Genomic DNA, 18,960 nt, shown 5'->3' on the forward strand with positions numbered 1-18,960 from the left:
TCTTGTGGTTTTCAATTATAAGCTGTGATTACATGGGAAAATAGAATTGAATTGAACTTTTTTCTATAGAATTTAACACTAATAGGAGGGCTATCTTTCTTGAATGGAGATGGAATCATAGAGCTTAAAGTTCCCCAACTCCCCTATTATTTAGGAGCAGGACGTTCTGAATATGAAATTGGAGATCATCATCCGAACCGAAAAAAGCTTGGTATCTACGATGTATTGATTGTGGTCAAGGGAGAATTATATATTGGAGAGAATGATCAACAATGGACTTTGGAAAAAGGAGATTCACTAATCCTGCTGCCAGAAGGAGAACACTATTCGGTCAGGCCGTGTACACAGAAAACGCTGTTTTACTGGCTGCATTTCGAGCATGTTGAAAAATGTGAAAGCTTGCTAACCTCTTCTGATCATGAACCGGAGTTGCAAGATTCCTCCAGACCGTTTGGCAATCCTTATACGTTAAGGCTTCCTAAACATTCGAAATTAGCCAATCCACAAGCGGCTTTCAATCTTCTGGAGCAATTATTGACACTAGAAATGGACAGCTCCTTTTGGCAGGAGCAGCGCTTACTAGGTGAATTGCTTTCCATGCTGGAAGAAGGCAGCTTGCGGGCTATGGATTCCGTGCAGACACGATTAGCAGAACAAGCAGCAATATATATTCAACAGAATTACAAGACAAAGGTCACGAATGAAACGTTGGCAGCAGCTCTTCATTTTCATCCCAACTATGTTATCCGTTGCATGAAGATGAAGTATGGTAAAACGCCAATTGAATATTTAAATGAACTTCGTTTAGAACGTGCAAAGCGATTACTGGTTACTACAGACTGGTTGATCGACCGCATTGCGGAAGAAGTGGGCTTTCGTTATGCTCCATACTTCTCATCCTGTTTCAAACGGTATATCGGGTTGTCTCCGCTTCAATTTCGAAAGCAATATATGATTACTTAATGATGTGAATCCTGAGATTCGACACTATAATGTCTGCGTTGCCGATGTTTTCTGGCGTCGTAAGGTCATGATGATTAAAGATGCAGCTAATACCGCCAGGATGACTCCGAGCGTTTGAAATCCTATAAAACTGAATGTATCTCCCATGACAATGCCAATCAACAACGACGACAAAATGGTACCCAGATATCTCGATGTATTAAAAATACCTGAAGCGACACCGATCATATCTTTGGGTGTGCTCTTAAACAAAGCTGCCTGCATCCCGACACTGTTCAGCCCGTTACTTATGCCGAATACAGCTAAGGGCAAGATGACACTCACCACGGGTGAATTTTTATCCAATGCCACTATCAAGATGGAACCGAACGTCATTAACACCGCTGAAACGATCAAAGCTGGCCGCGTACCTGATTTGTCAATCCAACGTCCGGCGAGAGGAGAACTGATGAGTGAACATAAACCGAGGGTTAGCATCATTAGTCCTGTATGAACTTCGTTCAGATGGCGTACCTGCTGTAAATAAGATGGCACACCAAAAAACAGAGCGTAAAACAGAGTGTTAACCAGCATAAATTGTACATTAACCCAGGTCATTTCAGGATATTTGGAAAATACTTTCAGCGGAATAAAGGGGGACGCTGTTTTCAATTCATGTCGGATAAAACTTGCTAATGCAAGCAAACCGATTCCCCCTGCCATAAGGTGCCAGGTTGAAAGATGTCCGGTTGATTTAACGGAAAGCAAGCTCATTAGCAGAGTCACCAATGCTACGGTGAACAAAAGTATGCCGGGCGCATCAATCAGCAGGAACCATTTTCTGATGGACATGTCGCCATAGTTGGATTTAAGTGCCGCTTCTTTGGGAATGGTTTTCCAGGCGAATATAAAGCTTGCTATCACCAATGGAATATTCACTAGAAAAATACTTTGCCAGTCCCACCAATGAATCAATAAACCGCCAATAAAAGGGCCTACCGCGGCTGCACCAGACAGGAACATCGCAAGGATAGACAGGGCAGCTGCCTGCTTCTCAGTAACGTGGATTCTTACAATCGCCATTCCGACGGCTACCATCATGCTTGTTCCAACAGATTGAATGATCCGGAATACGATAAGCCAAGAAAAGTCTGGAGATAACGGAGCTAACATGGAGGAAACAAAGACAACAACCAGACCGATAAGGAATATCTTTCTGCGGCCGTACAGATCACTGCACTTGCCCATGACCGGTTGAGCCACAGCACTTGCAATGTAAAAGGAAAAAATAATCCATGACACGGCCGTAACATCAAGTGAAAACTCCTGTTGTAGTCTTGCAATTGCTATAGAGATCATGGAGGAATTGAGCGGATTCAGCATGATTCCCAAACCCACAGATATCATTAACCATATATTTCGAGCGTTCATTACGTATATCCCCCCTTCTTCTGTTGTCATCTTAATGGAATCCCGTTATTTATTCCAACGCATTTTATGTTATAATTTGATGAACCAAAAGGAATAAGAGAGTGGTGCGAAATGGAACTTCTTCAGCTACGCTATTTTCTAACGTTAGCCCGATGTGAACATGTTACGGAAGCTGCGGGCAAGCTACATGTCACTCAATCCTCACTGAGCAAAACGATACAACGTTTGGAGGATGACTTGGGTGCACCGTTATTTGATCGATTGGGCAGAAAGCTGCGGTTAAATGAATTTGGAAGAACATTCCTTCGACGGACAGAAAAAGCACTATTCGAATTGGAACAGGGAAAACAGGAAATTGCTGATCTCTCCAATCCGGATCACGGTACACTTAACTTGGCAGTCACTACAGCAAGCACATTACCAGGAATCTTGCGGGAATTCCGAAAAAATAAGCCGAATGTTCAGTTTCATGTACAAATGGTTACTTTGGAAGAGATGTCCATCCTTCTCCACCGAGGCGAAATTGATTTTTGCCTGTCTTCCCCTCCAATCCAGGGGGATGATATCGAATGTCAGATGCTGTTCCAGGACCCAATTGTAGTAGCTGTGCCTCTCGGTCATCGATATGCGGATCGAAGCAGCATCACATTAGAAGAGCTTAAGGATGAGTGGTTTGTGGGGGTGAAAAAAGGGTATGGTATTCGTGATCTGGTGGACTCCAAATGTCAATCCGTCGGATTCGTACCGAAGTATGTTTATGAAGGAGATGAGCCTGCAAGATTAACTGCACTTGTGGAGGCGGAGATTGGGCTTGCCTTTATACCCAATACAGCAAGAAACCCGCAGGAACGAATTGTATATCTCCGGATCGAGGATCAGAACCTTGTGCGGGAAATTGCTTTATTGTCGCATAAAAACAGATATATATCGAAAGCAGCTATCGCGTTTCGCAGCGTAGTCATAGATTATTTTAGTGCAATGGGCAAACCAATTGCTGAATGACCATTATAAAGACCCCGCTCACCAACGTAAGTGAGAGCGAGGTCTTTTGTTGTAAGATATCCGTCATGCCTATTTCCGCCAAAAGGTTGAACAGTCTGCCTTCTCTGTGATGTTGAAATCAATCATTCGTTCCAGTAATGAAAAATCAACCGGCCCATCCCACCGGATGCGCACCAACTCTTTCGTATGATCATAACCAGCTTTCGCAATTTCATCGGAAAAATGATTAATCCCTGCCTTTTCAGGCGCCATAGCCAAATGATGTTTGGATACACTAAATCCAATAATAAATGTGCCATGATCGGTAAACATGGGCTGATTCCACGCTATTTTAGGTACTAAATTGGGGTACTTCTTGATAATCCATTCTAAAACTTCTTCCGTACGATCCCGATGTCCCAGGTTATCAATTCGTGCTAGATATTCTGCAAAAACGTCCATATTATCTTCTCCTAACCCAGATTTATTTTGCATACTTCATCTCATATTATCATGAAAATGAAATTGAAAAACCCTTTGGTACAGATTCGCCAAAGGGTTGAAAAAATATACGGTTTATGACTCTATATAAGTCTCAGAAGTAACGATATTTATCATAACATATCAGCATATGAATAGGCTCTGAATTCATGCAAAACGTTTGGCAATTGCTACACATAACACGACACCGATATTTACTGCAAACATGGACCAACCAATGGACTCGTGGAGTACGAGCGCCGAAAGCACTAATCCGAAGAACGGTTGAAGCAGTTGTAGTTGTCCTACCGCAGCTATCCCTCCCTGAGCCAGGCCACGGTACCAGAACACAAAACCAATAAGCATGCTGAAGAGGGAAACGTAGACAAGACTTAACCATGAAGAACCATGAATATCCGACCATGAAGCAGGCATGTAATAAACTGAGAGCAACACTATAAAGGGAAGCGATAGCACAAGTGCCCAAGAGATTACTTGCCAGCCTCCTAATCTCCGTGATAGTCGTGCCCCTTCCGCATAACCGTAACCACATACGATTATCGAAGCAAGCATAAGCGTATCACCAATAGGCGACGATGTTGCTCCTTCTGTGAGCGCAAAGCCCACAACAAGACTGCTGCCCAGAACTGACAAGATCCAAAAAGCAGGTCTTGGACGCTCACCGCCCCGCAGCACCCCAAATATCGCTGTTGAAAGTGGTAACAGGCCGAGATAGAGAATTGCATGTGCAGATGTAACATACTGAAGAGCTATAGCTGTAAGCAGCGGAAAACCAACTACTACACATAGTGCTACTACGAATAAAGGAAAGATATCACCTCGAACTGGACGCTGTTGTCGGAAAAGCAGCAACAGAATTCCAGCCAACACCCCAGCAATAGCAGCTCGACATACAGTGAGGAATACCGGATCGAAGTCTATTACTGCTAATCGTGTTGCAGGAAGTGACCCACTGAAAATAAGTACGCCCAGAAAACCATTGATCCAACCGTTTCTCTTTTGGTTCATCAAATCAACTCCATATTATCCTAATTAACTGTACAGTTTAGAAATAATGCAAAAAATCAATTCATAAGTGCACTTTTATGATTGATTTGTATTATATTAGATACAAATCATCTCGTACATCGAATATTTATTGATCTGTATGGGTACAGATTAGAACAGTCATTAATAAAGTTAGGAGCATAGGAATGAGCAATAAAAAAGAATCTATTGTCGAAATCATCCGTTCTGAGATTGTTGATGGTTTGATTGGACCCGGTGAGAAGCTGCCTTCCATCCGCAAGCAAAGTGAACGATTTGGTTGTAGTCTTAATACCATTATTGGGGTATATCAAGAGCTTGAAGATCAATATCTTATTTATTCACGCCCAAAGAGCGGTTATTTTGTCGTAGCCAAGGAAGCCCTTCTCCCGTTATTGGAAACAAAACGAATCGATTTCGCATCTGCTGCTCCGGATTCATCTTCGATCCCTCAAGCTGAATTTCGTCAATGTATGAATAAAGCTCTGGAACTATTTGAAGCATCTATATTCACCTATGCAGACCCGCAGGGGCTGCTGTCTCTTAGGCAAGAGCTCATTAAACTTTTTCAAAAACAACAGGTGTTCCCTTCGCCGGAGCAGGTGTTTATCTATTCAGGTGCTCAACAGGCATTACATCTGCTAGCTGGCATGCCTTTCCCCAACGGCAAATCTAACATTCTGGTTGAACAGCCGACATATTGGGGCATGCTTGCAGCACTTAAGACACAAAACCAAACCGTCATTGGTATTGAGAGAACTCAAGCAGGAATGGACTGGGTAGCTTTGGAGCGGCATTTTCAAAGTAATATGATTAAATTTTTTTATACAATCCCCCGTTTCCACAATCCGTTAGGAACTTCATATACGGCGAAAGATAAGCAGCGGCTGGCCGAACTTGCCAAGGCCTATGATGTTTACATCGTTGAAGACGATTATCTAGCAGATCTTGAAACCAACAGCAAAGCTGATCCAATTCATGCATATCACGGTGCCAGCCATGTCATTTACCTCAGAAGTTTCTCCAAAGTGCTGTTGCCTGGATTAAGGATCGCTGCTGCCGTTGTGCCCGATTCGCTAATTCCATTAATGCAATGGCATAAACATGCAGCAGATTTAAGTACCTCAGTTTTGTCCCAAGGTTTTCTTGAAATTTATATGAAATCGGGTATGTATGATCATCATGCCAAACAGATGAAAGCCTTGTACCATGAGCGCATTAGGTATGTAAAGGAAGCTTCACAGCGATTACTTCCCAAGGAGTGCTTATATACTGTTCAATCTTGTGGAGGACTCTTCGCAACGATACGCCTTTCCGATTCCATTAACATAGAAGATTTAATCAAACGGTTGGAGAATCGTGGCGTTGACGTTCTGGCCACTGATAATCAGTTTCTCTCATCGTTTCGCAAGCTGAACTTGCTGCGTCTTAGTATCATTCGTACCGACGAAAAAGCGATTGAAGAGGGAATCAGCATCATTGCAGAAGAATTAAATCATATGCGTTTCACAAGCAACGCTCCCAAGCCATTTTTCCGGTTGTAAAATTCAAGACAAGGTGTCGAGTTATTGTCCCAATTGGAGAGCAATAACTTGATACCTTGAATCAAAAAAAAGCCGCTATGAAAGCGACTTCTGATGGCCTAAAGAAGAAATGACACGTGCAATCGTTTGCGGACTCTCCTTACTATTCGACTCAAGCCACTGGTTAATAACTCCCATCGAACCATAAACCATGTAAGTAAAAGAATAATCCATCGTAAAAAGGTCCTTCCTGTTTAATTCTTCTCCATGCCTTTGCAGATAATCTTCAAGCAAAATCTGTGATAAAAAACTATTTTCTCCTCTGTCCGACATTAGGATTTGATATATGGTTTTCTTGTCTTGAATGATCTTCAGCAAGTTAATCATGGATTCTTCTGTTGTACAGAGACTTTCTCCCTGGCGTAACGTTTCCATAATTTCTTGATTAAATTCATCCTGCATTACTTCAAACAGCTCATAGGGATCTTTATAGTGCAGATAGAAAGTGCCACGGTTGATCTCTGCCTGTTTACATATTTCAGTGACGGTGATATGTGACAATTTTTTTGTTTCTAATAGACCCAGAAAAGTCTCTTTAATGAGATCGATCGTATATCTAGTTCTTCTATTATTTTTGATTCCAACCATATACGCACCTCTTTTTTCATCTAATCAACAAACTCAAGCCGAACTGTTGAATTCATAACACTACCTCATGCATTGATTATTGAGATTGTAAAGATGAGTAGATTATACTTACACAGCGACATTAAATCAACACATGTTCATTGAATGAAATGATCAAGAAATTGAATTCCATTTTTAAGGAGTGTAAATAAAATGACAACCATCTCAAACCAACCCAAAATTCTAATTGTAGGCGCTGGGGCAGTTGGATTTTCTGTTGGATACCATCTTCACTTATCCGGTACTGACATTACCTTTCTTGTTCGTCAAGGTCGAAAATCCACCTTTGATCCTCCGCAAAAACTATATTGTTATGACGATGCGACATTGAAAAACTTTAGTCATTATAATGTCATTGAAGATGTAAAAGATATACAACCTCAACAATATCAATTTATCATTATTACACTAGATGGTAATGCCAGTCGTACTCCAGAAGGCATAGATCTCTTATCCAAGCTGGGTGATATTGTACGTGATTCTACAACGACTGTGATCATGTGTGGGTTTGGAAGTGGGATTCGTGAGCATTATCTTGAGGTTATGCAAATTCGGGAAAATCAACTGCTAAGAGGAATATTGGGCACGTTGAGTCATCAATCCACTGCTAATTTGCCTGTACATGAACCAACAGATCCCAAACAGATTGCCCAGTCTATTGTTTGTTACAAACACCCCTCAAACAGTGTCGGCTTCCAGATCGAAACGAATAATAAAACGGCTGCAAAGCAATTTATCGCATTATATAATCGCTCCAAAGTCTCACGATGTGGTCAAGTAAGCCCAGCGATGTTCAATATTTACTCAAGTATCGGCTTCCCCGTATATGCCGCTTGTGATATTTTAGGTTGGCCTAACTTCTCCACAGTTATAGCCAATAAAGAACTTTGGCGCCTCGCTTGTCGTGCCCAAGGTGAAATAGCAACCCTGCCCCAACATGGCTTAGTCGGTAAGATTATGGGTGTAGTGATGGGATCACGCATGACGGGAAACATCCATCTAAAAATGGAACGGGATATGCTACCATTAGATTATCAAGCATTCAATCGTTTCCATCATGGGGGTAAAGTGCGGACTCAAGATATAGAATCTATACGAAATTCAATTGTAGAAGGGCAACGTCAAGGTCGCCCAATGAAGGCTTTGAAGGAATTACTGCAACGAGTGATCGAACACGAGTCAGCAAATCAAAACAAGTAAAAATAAAGAGGTCCGTGCTAGTATGCACGGACCTCTTCAAACAATGAATCAAGGACTACTTCAACGAAAGCAGGCTGTCCGAGATAAACTTCAGTTGACCTTCAAGTGATACAGGGTCGTTGTAAGTATCAGAGGTCGGATCAAGCTGGAACACATGGCCCTCTTTGACCGCAGTTAGGTTTTTCCACACCGTATTATCATACACAATCTTCGGATCGGTTGTATCTCCTGACCACGGGCTGGTGAAAATGATGTCGCCTGCATATTCCGGTAACACTTCCATCGAGATTGAGGCCCAGCCTGTGCCACTGTCAATTGCCTCTGTCTGAGCCCTTTTTGGTGCCTTCAGGCCAAATTCGTCATAGAGTATTTCACCACCACGACCGTAATTATGCCCAAATACAAATAATCCTTTGGCGTATGGATTCAAAATGGAAACTGTACGATCTCCCACAGCGGCAAGTACTTTTGGCTTCAACTCATTGATCTTCGCTTCCCATTGCGAAATCCAGTCTTTTGCCTGGGCTTCTCTATTGGTTAGTTTACCCATCTCCAACATGAGATCCTTGAAATTGCGCTTACCATATTGTAACTGTACCACTGGTGCAATCTGCGACAACTTGTCGAGACCCTCCATACTGGTGTATGCGATGATCAGATCAGGCTTTAGGCTGATCAGTTGCTCGGCTGTTGGCTGCTCTCCCAGATCTGTTGTCCCCTCACTTTTGAGCTGATTCTTGATGTACTTGTTGTTTATGGCGCCTGACGTTGCACCGACGACTGGAGCATCAAGTGCAACAAAGTACCCTGTCGAAAATGCGGTCAGATCGATAATCCGCTTCGGATCCACAGGTACTTCCACTTCACCTGCATCTGACTGATATGTAACAGTCTCTCCCTCGGCACCTGTTGTGGTAGCGGCATCAGACGCAGAAGTGGAGTCGGTTGATGATTCCGTGTCCGCAGCTCTGGTTGTTGTGGTCTCCCTTGTATTGCTTGTCGTTGCGGCCTGACCGCATGCACTCAGTAAGAGCAATACAATCAATGCGGATATAATCCATATCGAATTTTTTCGTTTCAGCAAAATAAACCCACCTTTTTTCAAATGATATTGATAATCGTTATCAACGATACCATGCAATAGTACATTTGACAAGATGCTTTCATATTCGACAAAAGACAAAACAAAAAAACACCTACAAAGGCAGGTGCTTCGACGCATATAAATTAATTTTAAAACAGGCTGCTTCCCAAATACATTAACGGTTTAATCATTTAACCCTTTACCATCCAGAATTTGCTGTGTAGATTTCTCAACCCTTGACACGCGTGTTTTGGATTGCTTTGGTTGCGAAAAATAAAAAAGGTATGCCCGTTGACGTCCAGGCGTCAATGCTTCAAATGCCGTTTTCAAAGCAGGATTTTCATTCAGTTTAGTTTGAAACTCTTCTGGAACATCATATTCTGTATTTTTTTTGAGTTCCACTTTCAATCCGGCCTTTTCAACCTCAATGGCTTCAAGAATGTACTCTTTCAGGATAGTTTCCATGTCAACGATTTGTTGAAGATTGGTGAACCGGATCTGGCGAGCAGCTTGTACATTTTCTGTTTGTTGAATTAGAATACCCTGCTTATCCTTTAACAAGGCTCCTTTATGGAAAAGAAGCGCACAATACTCCTTAAATCCATGTATGATAACGATGTTTTTATTCTCCAACGTGTAACAAGGATGCATCCACTTATAGTCTTCTGTCAGGTTGCAGGAAAGAACGATCTCTCTTAGCTTCTCCGATTCTTCTTTCCACTTCTTTGCTTTGTTTAAATATTCATCCACCTTGGGATTTGTTTTATTAGTTGTCATCAGGGACCATCCTTCATCATGCTAGTCATATTATTGTGTTTTCTAAAATGATTCTTCTCCTACATATGATTGCCAAGAAAAAGCAGTTAATTTCATTCGAAACCATGTAGTGTCGCTTAAATATGATGACACCATTTGGCGTCTGGTCAACACTAACTATTATTTAACTCATATACATATGTCCTTTGTCCCACCTCTTATCCCTTACTAGGAAGCCAATATTAAAGAAACCAAAGTGAGAGAAGCCCCTAGGATTTGGCGTATTGTAAAATTGCCGCCGCTGCACGGATTCGCAGATCTTCTTCTTCGCTATGTAATGCTTTTTTTAGAACATTGAGCGCTTCTTGAATAGTGCCTTCATCTACTCTAACTGAAGAATCATTATCTCCTTCAGTGGTTTCAGAGGTGATCGAAACCCAAGGTTCCAGTTGAGCCTGAGAAATTGGATGTTCGAATTTCGCAATGATTGAATAATGACTTACAAGTGCAAGTACTTTGTCACTTAACTCTGCTAAGGGAATACGTCCCAGCCAGGTAACACCTCGTCGATGACATATGTATTCCTCTCCGGTTCCGTTGGAATCATCGTAAAAATAATCGCCCAAATCCCCAACATATGCCCATTCATCATCGTTTATTAAAACATAGTCCCCATCCTGCATGATGTAGACAAAAGTATGGAGCGTATCCAGGACATCACGAAGTTCTGCCTTTCCTATCCTGTAGCGTTGAACTAGTTGCGCTTTCCATTCTTCTGTAGGCTCGTGCTCCAAATCTCCTGTCGCCGGCCAACCAATGCCGATAAAGTTATTCTCCAGGAACGACGCGGTCCAGTCGACCTCTTGCAATGTAGATTGTATATGAAACAGATTCATATGATTTCTCCTCTATAGTGATTTCAAGATTTAAGACTAAGTATATACTCCAGACATTCGTCTCTGCATTAAAATCAATCAAAGATTGAACTTACTGCTAGTACAAAGCTGACTCTGGTTCCGTGGCATCATTCAATACTTGACTACCTACTACACGTTGTAGTAAATTGTATCTACTACGTAGTGTAGTAATAACCTTCGATATGGACGCATAACGAAGTTAAGGAGTGTTCACCGTGAACCATCTTCAAAAATTATCGGATACTGAAATGGAGCTGATGGAAGTGATCTGGGAGTGTGATCCACCTGTCACCTCCACCGAACTGCTGAACATGTTTTCCCAAAGGGGTAAAGCTTGGAAAGCGCAAACGATCTCCACCTTTCTCTCTAGGCTAGTAGACAAAGGGGCCCTTACAGCTACAAGGGATGGACGTACCAACAAGTATGTCCCCTGTATTTCGCCCGAAGACTACAAGCTATTGGAGGCACAACAAGTCCTGGATGGATTATATCAAGGCTCTGTAAAAAATTTGATTTCAGCTTTGTATGATGGCGACAAGCTTTCTGATCAAGACATTGCAGAGCTGAGACAATGGTTTTTAGAAAAGTAGGTGTAGTCTATGAATACCATTCTTGTATTACTGTCTACGCTGACTGTTGCCGGAAGTGTCGTTGTCGCTTTCATTCTGTCTTTGCGCCTTGCTCCCTTTCAAGTCGTTCCTGCAAAATGGCGTTTTGGAATTGGGAAAATGGCTTTAGTTTTGTATCTATTGCCCATCTTTCTGGTCTTTAATTGGATTTTTTCGTTGTTCACATCCAGTACTACAGTAAACGAGTTACCCTTAAATGTTCAACAAGTGTTACCTGGAGCATTCAATCCGACTCCTGCCATCCAGGTACAGACCATTTCAGCAAATGTAGCTCTCGCTTTAATATGCTTATGGGTAATCGGGGTCATAGCTTTTGCAGCATGGCAAACATATTGTTATCACAGGTTTCTCAAGACATTAAAACTTACGCGAACTATCGTTCCGAAGAACAGTGAAGTTGCGATGCTGCTCCCTGTAATCAAGGAGAATCTGGGTCTCAAGAGCGAGGTTCGGCTTGCTTACAGCGCTCTAATTCGCAGTCCTTTTCTAATTGGATTGAGCAAACCTACTATTTATCTGCCTCTGAAGAATTCTGAAAGTGTGGATATCGGTATGGTGTTCCATCATGAACTGATCCACTTGAAAAGGAAAGACCTATGGATCAAGGCGCTCATATTAGTAGCCCGTGCATTGCATTGGTTCAATCCATTGGTTCATATGCTTTCCAAAGATATTCATACATGGAGTGAACTGTCCTGCGATGAAGAAGTTGTAAAGGGAATGTCCCTTGCGGATCGTAAACGCTATGGGGAAACCATCCTGAACGTAGTGGCAGGATCAAGGAATTTACCTATACAATTCTGTTCCTCTTTATCCGGGGACGGCAAACAACTAAAAAGGAGATTAACTTTTATGCTTAACGTAAAGAATGTGAACAAGAAAACCTTTGTTATAGCGATATCGACGCTATTTGTTGTTGGTGCAATTAGTACAGTGACAACGGCTTGGGCTTCCAGCAATACTCCGAGGGTGGTTGCGAGTGAAGAAGATTCCGCAGTAATGCGCCCATCGCAGCAAACGGCTGTCCGTGAAGAAGCTCCTGCAGTAATAACACGTCCATCAGCTCAAGCGACAGCTCGTGAGGAAGTTCCAGTAGTAACACACCCATCAGCTCAAGCGGCAGCTCGCGAGGAAGTTTCTGTGGTACCACATTCGGATGACCAAGTGGTAGCCCGTCAAGAAGCTCCTATAGTAACGCGTCCATCAGCACAGGCGGTTGTGCCTGAAGAATCTCCTGTGGTAGCACGTTCAGCAGCACAACCCACAGTTCGTGATGAAGCAGCTGTAGTAGCTCGTCCATCGGCTCAAGCGGCAGTTCGTGAAGAGGCTTCTGTAGTACCCGCTCAAGAATCTTCCCGTCATTAAAACCATTTCCATGAAATCACAAAATAAATAGGCTTGATATAAAGATTCTAAGAAGCAGCCTTCGCTCAATTGTTGAACGAAGGCTGCTTCATTATTGTAGAAAAGATTAGTTTCGCTTGAGACTAACCGGCTACCTTCTCAAACGACAAAGACCAACAACATTTTGTTGTTGGTCTTCCCTGTCTTTTCTTCTCCGTTCAACTTGCCTCATCACCGATAACTATGGTGAATGGCCTCGACACGACCCCAATCGCGGAAACGGCTGTATTATTACTGTTCTTTATACACACGTACATAATCCACTTGCATAGTTGCCGGGATATCGGACGCGTTCGGAGTACGGCCACCGTCGAAGTTTCCGCCGACTGCCAAGTTCATAATGAGATAGAACGGCTCATCGAAAGGCGCGTTCGGGTTGTTCGGTGCAGCTGTGGAATACCACTGCTGGTTAGTGACTTTATAGAAAAACTTGCCGTCGACATACCATTTAATGTTGTCCTCTTCCCAGACAACCGAGTATACATGATAATCATTGGCAAAAGTTTGCCCTTCTGGGAAGTGATAATCGCCACCCGAAGACTGGTTCACCGGCCATTGTCCGCCAAAGTGTACGGTACCGCTTACAGATCCAGGCAGACGTCCTCTCGCTTCCATAACATCGATTTCACCTGATGCAGCCCATGTGCCGTATACAGAATCTTTTGGAAGCATCCAAAGTGCTGGCCAAACGCCATCACCTGTAGGAAGCTTAGCACGAAAATCTACTCTGCCGTACTTCAAGGAGAGTTTATCCTTGGTGTTAATCTTACCTGAAGAATACTGTGCATACCGATTCGGATCCTGCGGGAAAGATTTGCTATCGTTCATGGCTTTGATATTCAGTTTTCCGTCCTGTACATATACATTTTGGGTGCTATTGGTGTAGTGCTGCAGCTCTGCATTACCCCATCCCCAGGTAGCCGGATCGTTATTGAGATAATATCCTGTTTCATAGTTCCATTTACTTGTATCCAGCGTAGTTCCGTTGAATTCATCCTGCCAGATGAGATTCATGCCCGCGATAGCTGGGTCGGTTGGTGTTCCGATGGAGATATCCTCTTGATCGGATACATCCGGACGCGGAGCATTTGGATTACCGATGAAGGTATAGTTGACGAAGTTGTTGCCAATATTTCCACCCGCCTGTCCGTTCAGCGGATATCCGATACGGATTTGCATATTTTCCTGGATTGGCTGGAACCAAAGACCATAGATATAATCGGCCCAGTATCCCCACTGATTGGCATCAGACATATTGTTGTAGCCATTAGCGGAGTATGCAAACTTGCTCTGACTGGAGTTACTCAACTCCACCCATTGCCCATTGATGTTAATCTGGTATACAAAGTTGCCCAGTTCCTTGGCGATTGGCGCACCCCCATCAATTTTGGGAAGTGGAATTCCAATGGAACCATTCGCATCTGCTGTGAAGGTTGTTCCTTCGTATGGCGTAATGACATATGAATTTCTTGTAGGTTCATTAAACGTAATGGTATAAACAAGGTTAGCTGAAGAAGTCTTTGATTCCAATTTAACGTTGATCGACTCCGTTACGTTAAACCAGTACCCTCCACCACCGTCGGTGAATTGGCCGAAGTTATGATCATAAATCCAGCCGCTAGCTGCATTATTGTCAATATCAATCCATGTGCTACTGTTTACAGGTTTTACATACACCTTCAAATCATCCGCTACGGCTTCATAGGTTACCGCAGAATCATTGTTGAACGTTGGATATGTAAAGCCTGCACCGCCTGTGAAACTTGCTGTAATTTGCGGCCCTTGTGTTGGATTCATCGCTGTGATCGTTGTTTTGTTAATGTTTTGGAATACAAGTTGATATTCAAGCTTAACACCATTTGCTTTGGAGTACAGTTGAATTTCGGTTGTTGCGGAAAGGGTGAACCAATAGCCATTGAAACCACCATCGCTCCAGTGCCCCCAGTTTTGGTTATAGATATAACCTCCGGCTTGATCAATATCAACCCAGTTGTTACCTACTTTCACATTGACACCCACATCACTGTAGACATCATTCCACGTAGCGGAGCCTCCATTGAACTTAGGCATAACAAATCCGTAGCTGGCTTTGCCAACGCCAGATTTTGAAATAACAGGTCCATCTGCTGGTGAGAAGTACTCCATTGAGGTAACTGTCGTTCCAGCTGCTTGAACTTTTGAAGTTGGCAGCACGCCAACACTAGCCAGCATCACAACCACTAAGAACAAACCAAGTACCTTTTTCATAAACCGTTTCTCCGTAAAGTGAGATGGTTTCATAATTGCCCTCCTTTGATAGGATAATAGTTTCTCCCAATCTATGCGTATAAAGGTAATCGCTTACATCGGGGAATATCTTTATTCTATCGAATAGGATAATCTGCTGAAAAGGTACAATTATTTTTGTTATATCCCATTTTTTTGGGTTTTGATTTAATTTATATATTTGTACTGTGATATTGCACTTCACGTTCTACCTTTTGGCGCATCATTTGTCGATACTCTGTGGGTTGAATTTCCATCACAAGGCGGAACGCTCGCGTAAAGCTTTTGTAGCTTTCATAGCCTACCATAGCAGCCACTTCAACAATCTTATGATCGGTTTCGGCTAGGAGACGCCGTGCTTTATCCATGCGTACATCTCTCAGGTATTCGGCAAAACCTTTGCCAATGTTCTTCTTGAATAGATTTGAGAAATAGGCGTAATTAAGCGACACATGATTGGATACCATCGCGAGATCCAGCGGCTTATGATAGCTCTCGTGTATAAAACGGATGGCTTCATTTAGATCCTGAGAATTGCGATAACTGTGCTTATATTCAAAATAGAACTGATTCAGTCGAAGCAGCTGCTGTTGCAGCGCTTGAATATAATCGCGCATCCCCGGATAATCAAAGAGATTACGCAAAGATTCAAGATCCAGCGCTTCTTCACCCATGTAGGGACGAATAACTCGTTCGTATTCCTCCATCATCTGCACTGTGGCGCCGCAGAGCTGTTGGGTATAACGAATATGATAGCGTTGCAGCACATTTTTATGAAATATTGCGGAAATGCCCTGAGCAATTTTACCACTATCGTCGGTCCCAACAGACTGGAACAGTTCATACAGTTCTTCATAGGGAAGTTGCCACTGCTGCTCCATATGCTCAATAGCTGCTGGCAGGATGATATATTGATCTGGAAACAGATAACTATGTTGTAATAGCTCATGTACTTGTGTATAGCTGCCGGGCAACATCTTTAATCCTTGCTGCGAGTCAGTCATAACGGTTATGGCATCGATCATTCCTTCCTTGAGTGCCGCTGGCAAAGCATCCGGATCTATCGCTGCATCCACTGCAAGGATCAGATACGGGCTGTGTTGCAGGCAAACGCAACCTTGTCTACCGAACACACTATAAGCAATAGCTTCCATGCTATGGACGCTGCTGGAACCCGGCTGGTTGATCCAACATTTCTCTCGCAGCAAACATAAGCGATAATTGTGCCAAAGCGAAGGATTTTGTTCCTGGATTTGGAGGATCCAGGCCTCATCGTTTAACGCTCCCTGCATAAACATTCGTAATTCTTTACGATCTGTCTCTCGGGCGAGACGGGAGACATGCTGCATGTTGTACGTAAGCGTCTGCCGTGTCTGGATTTCTTGCCATACATGCTCTAGTGAAGTTTGCAGATCCTCTCGCTTCAGAGGTTTTAACAAGTATCCCTTTGCCCCAAGTTCGATGGCTTTTTGAGCATATGTAAAATCACTATAACCGCTAATAATGAGGTATTCCACCTCGATGCGCTCCTCTTTGGTCTTTGCCATCAGTGCGAGTCCGTCCATGTCCGGCATCATAATATCAGTAATAACGATGTGAATGTTATGCTGGCGCAAAAGGATTAGCGCCTCCATCCCACTTGCGGCAGAGTATATGTTGTTCAGCTCCAGAGGAAATTGATGCAGCATCGCCTGCAGACCGTCACGTATGTGCTTTTGATCGTCCACAACCAGAATATTGATCACTCCTACCACCCTCCAAGATTTACATTTTCCCAAGGCAAATGTATCGTTACACAGGTATAAGCGCCCTGAACACTATCAATCCAAAGACCATAATCCTCGCCATAATGAAGCTGCAGCCGCTTATTCACATTTTCCAAACCAAGTCCATTCTTGCTGGTAACAATCGGCGAATCCGAGTCTCCCCGCAGTGCCGCTTGCAGTCGAACTAACATCTCCGGGTCTAACCCCTCTCCATCATCTTGTATTTTAAAAAGCAAGCGTTCATTCTCCACTGAAACGGTGATCTGAATACACACACTCTCGCCTGATGGTGCAGCGTGATGAACTGCGTTTTCAACGATAGGCTGCATGCACATTTTAGGAATTGCATAGCGGAGCACCTCCTGCGGGAGATCTGCCGTCAACATGATGCTGCCGCCTTCCATTAAATTAATAAATTGAATATAACTTTGAATGTTGGCAAGTTCCTCGCGAAGCGCAACCGTATCGCTGCGCCACTGCATGCTGTAGCGAAGTTGCGAACCTAATGATACCAAGGAATTCGCAATAGCAGGTTGTCGTTGAACCTCCGCGAGCATTCGAATAGATTCCAGTGCGTTATACAAAAAATGAGAGTTGATCTGCGAATGCAGGGAATGCAGCTGTGCGTTTTTGGCGATTAATTGTTTATCCACGACCTGTGTCATCAGACGTTTAACCTCATGTAACATTTTGTTGTAGCTCACAGCCACCTCATCGATCTCATCCCCTCTTTCGTTCTCATCTAGGCCGGTATCAATCGTTGCATCCAGTTCTCCTTTTCGTACCTGACGCATTGAAGCCAGTACGCTGTCCAGTCGTCGGAAAATGCGCCGAGTTGTATGTGATACGAGCAGCATGATGAGCAGCAGAACACATAATGTAATCGTTACCACAAATGCATACCAGCTGCGTGGCCCCTTCATCAATGCCTGATGGGAGGCGATATCGACCACATAAGTGTTTAGCGGAGCGATGTAGCGGTACAGTGCATAGTAGCTCTGATCACCTACCTTAATCTTAACGGGACTTTCATGTGGCAGTACATCCAGCTGGCGATGAATACCGCCAAGGATTTCCTCCAGTCCTTCTCCGGCTTTTCGAGAAAACTCATGCTGGGGATTATAGACATATTGGGGAGGATCGCTTTCGTTCATCAAAACAGAAAAGAAGTCTCCCTTACTCTCCTGGAGAAGGTCGCTGAAAAACATACTGTGTGGAACGCGAATTTCCATAATACTAGGCCGTTTTTTCTCCTGACCCTGAAGGCGAACCAGCCGGTAGTATGATAGCGTATGTTCACCATCCTTAAAAGAAAATAAGCGGTAAGCCGCACCACCTTCATCCCGAAGCTTTGCCCAGTAATCCTGCGGCCAAAATTTTTGATAATGATAGATTTCTGGCCAGATTTCATACAAGTTCGGGTTATCCACGTAAAAGCTGAGCTCACTGATCATTGCATTACTTTGAATGATGTTTTGCATTTGCTCAAATTGGTTTTGCTTAAATTTCACCAGTCGTAGTCCATCCACAAGCATATTGGAATGAATAAAATCCACAAATGACTTTTGAGTGAGCGCCGTGTTGGAAGCGTTATCAATGATGTCCATTCTGCTGCGCAATTGTTCGTTTAACCATGAAACATGGCTGTTGCCCGCTGACATAGCGTCCTTGTATAGCTGGGTTTCCTGCATGCGAATATATAAAAAGGATACTAAAATAACGGGAATGGCAATCATCAGGCTAAACGCCAGAAACAGCTTTTGGGATATACGGGCATTGCGGTAAAGTTTCCTCAATCTAGTCAGTAGGTAATTCACTCTGAAATCCTCACCACCTTTGTTATACCAT

At 43.2% G+C, this 18,960-nt stretch carries 16 protein-coding genes; 6 read left to right on the plus strand and 10 right to left on the minus strand.

All coding sequences use genetic code 11. The features are described from left to right. The first annotated feature begins 99 nt into the window (after nucleotides 1-99). The gene (locus tag gpAD87_RS11070; RefSeq protein ID WP_064638338.1) at nucleotides 100-963 is read left to right on the plus strand and encodes a helix-turn-helix domain-containing protein; all 864 of its coding nucleotides are present in this window, start codon (nucleotides 100-102) and stop codon (nucleotides 961-963) included. 24 nt (nucleotides 964-987) lie between these two features. Here the strand turns inward: gpAD87_RS11070 and gpAD87_RS11075 are convergent, their stop codons facing one another. Continuing rightward, nucleotides 988-2,373, minus strand: a complete 1,386-nt coding sequence (locus tag gpAD87_RS11075; protein ID WP_064638341.1) for an MFS transporter — start codon at nucleotides 2,371-2,373, stop codon at nucleotides 988-990. Between the two features lie 111 nt (nucleotides 2,374-2,484). Between gpAD87_RS11075 and gpAD87_RS11080 the strand changes: the two genes are divergently transcribed. Further along, on the plus strand, nucleotides 2,485-3,375 hold the full coding sequence (locus gpAD87_RS11080; protein WP_064638343.1) for a LysR family transcriptional regulator: 891 nt from the start codon (nucleotides 2,485-2,487) through the stop codon (nucleotides 3,373-3,375). Between the two features lie 69 nt (nucleotides 3,376-3,444). On the opposite strand, the gene gpAD87_RS11085 is transcribed toward gpAD87_RS11080, so the two are convergent. Both gpAD87_RS11085 and gpAD87_RS11090 read right to left on the minus strand, forming a co-directional pair. After that, a complete protein-coding gene (locus gpAD87_RS11085) occupies nucleotides 3,445-3,816 on the minus strand; it encodes an iron chaperone (protein ID WP_064638346.1) in 372 nt (123 codons plus the stop codon). 186 nt (nucleotides 3,817-4,002) lie between these two features. Beyond that, the gene (locus gpAD87_RS11090) at nucleotides 4,003-4,863 is read right to left on the minus strand and encodes a DMT family transporter (protein WP_064638349.1); all 861 of its coding nucleotides are present in this window, start codon (nucleotides 4,861-4,863) and stop codon (nucleotides 4,003-4,005) included. A 185-nt stretch (nucleotides 4,864-5,048) separates the two neighbouring features. On the opposite strand from gpAD87_RS11090, the gene gpAD87_RS11095 reads away from it, so the two are divergent. Next, entirely contained in the window at nucleotides 5,049-6,425 is a 1,377-nt protein-coding gene (locus gpAD87_RS11095) for an aminotransferase-like domain-containing protein (protein WP_064638351.1), read from the plus strand. Between the two features lie 75 nt (nucleotides 6,426-6,500). On the opposite strand, the gene gpAD87_RS11100 is transcribed toward gpAD87_RS11095, so the two are convergent. Then, nucleotides 6,501-7,052: a TetR/AcrR family transcriptional regulator gene (locus gpAD87_RS11100; protein ID WP_064638354.1), complete on the minus strand. Its 552-nt coding sequence runs from the start codon at nucleotides 7,050-7,052 to the stop codon at nucleotides 6,501-6,503. 192 nt (nucleotides 7,053-7,244) lie between these two features. Here gpAD87_RS11100 and gpAD87_RS11105 point away from each other — a divergent pair, with 192 nt between their 5' ends. Continuing rightward, complete coding sequence (locus gpAD87_RS11105; RefSeq protein ID WP_064638356.1) at nucleotides 7,245-8,291, plus strand: ketopantoate reductase family protein; 1,047 nt, start codon at nucleotides 7,245-7,247, stop codon at nucleotides 8,289-8,291. Between the two features lie 55 nt (nucleotides 8,292-8,346). Here gpAD87_RS11105 and gpAD87_RS11110 read toward each other — a convergent pair whose 3' ends face one another. The 3 genes from gpAD87_RS11110 to gpAD87_RS11120 all read right to left on the minus strand — a co-directional run bounded on the left by gpAD87_RS11110 (nucleotide 8,347) and on the right by gpAD87_RS11120 (nucleotide 11,027). Next, on the minus strand, nucleotides 8,347-9,375 hold the full coding sequence (locus tag gpAD87_RS11110; RefSeq protein ID WP_064640857.1) for an ABC transporter substrate-binding protein: 1,029 nt from the start codon (nucleotides 9,373-9,375) through the stop codon (nucleotides 8,347-8,349). A 183-nt stretch (nucleotides 9,376-9,558) separates the two neighbouring features. Continuing rightward, on the minus strand, nucleotides 9,559-10,152 hold the full coding sequence (locus gpAD87_RS11115; protein ID WP_064638358.1) for a YdeI/OmpD-associated family protein: 594 nt from the start codon (nucleotides 10,150-10,152) through the stop codon (nucleotides 9,559-9,561). Between the two features lie 248 nt (nucleotides 10,153-10,400). Beyond that, on the minus strand, nucleotides 10,401-11,027 hold the full coding sequence (locus gpAD87_RS11120; RefSeq protein WP_064638359.1) for a hypothetical protein: 627 nt from the start codon (nucleotides 11,025-11,027) through the stop codon (nucleotides 10,401-10,403). 236 nt (nucleotides 11,028-11,263) lie between these two features. On the opposite strand from gpAD87_RS11120, the gene gpAD87_RS11125 reads away from it, so the two are divergent. Then, nucleotides 11,264-11,638: a BlaI/MecI/CopY family transcriptional regulator gene (locus gpAD87_RS11125; RefSeq protein ID WP_064638362.1), complete on the plus strand. Its 375-nt coding sequence runs from the start codon at nucleotides 11,264-11,266 to the stop codon at nucleotides 11,636-11,638. A gap of 9 nt (nucleotides 11,639-11,647) precedes the next feature. Further along, on the plus strand, nucleotides 11,648-13,042 hold the full coding sequence (locus tag gpAD87_RS11130; RefSeq protein ID WP_064638364.1) for a M56 family metallopeptidase: 1,395 nt from the start codon (nucleotides 11,648-11,650) through the stop codon (nucleotides 13,040-13,042). A 270-nt stretch (nucleotides 13,043-13,312) separates the two neighbouring features. Here gpAD87_RS11130 and gpAD87_RS11135 read toward each other — a convergent pair whose 3' ends face one another. The 3 genes from gpAD87_RS11135 to gpAD87_RS11145 form a co-directional block, all read right to left on the minus strand. Continuing rightward, a complete protein-coding gene (locus gpAD87_RS11135; RefSeq protein WP_064638366.1) occupies nucleotides 13,313-15,361 on the minus strand; it encodes a glycoside hydrolase family 16 protein in 2,049 nt (682 codons plus the stop codon). Nucleotides 15,362-15,519: 158 nt separating this feature from the next. Then, nucleotides 15,520-17,091: a response regulator gene (locus gpAD87_RS11140; RefSeq protein WP_064638369.1), complete on the minus strand. Its 1,572-nt coding sequence runs from the start codon at nucleotides 17,089-17,091 to the stop codon at nucleotides 15,520-15,522. 2 nt (nucleotides 17,092-17,093) lie between these two features. Further along, nucleotides 17,094-18,908 carry a sensor histidine kinase gene (locus gpAD87_RS11145; protein WP_064638372.1) on the minus strand — a complete coding sequence of 605 codons (1,815 nt, stop codon included), beginning with the start codon at nucleotides 18,906-18,908 and terminating at the stop codon, nucleotides 17,094-17,096. Between the last annotated feature and the right edge of the window lie 52 nt (nucleotides 18,909-18,960).

Source organism: Paenibacillus sp. AD87 (assembly GCF_001659845.1).
Lineage (GTDB): Bacteria > Bacillota > Bacilli > Paenibacillales > Paenibacillaceae > Paenibacillus > Paenibacillus marchantiae.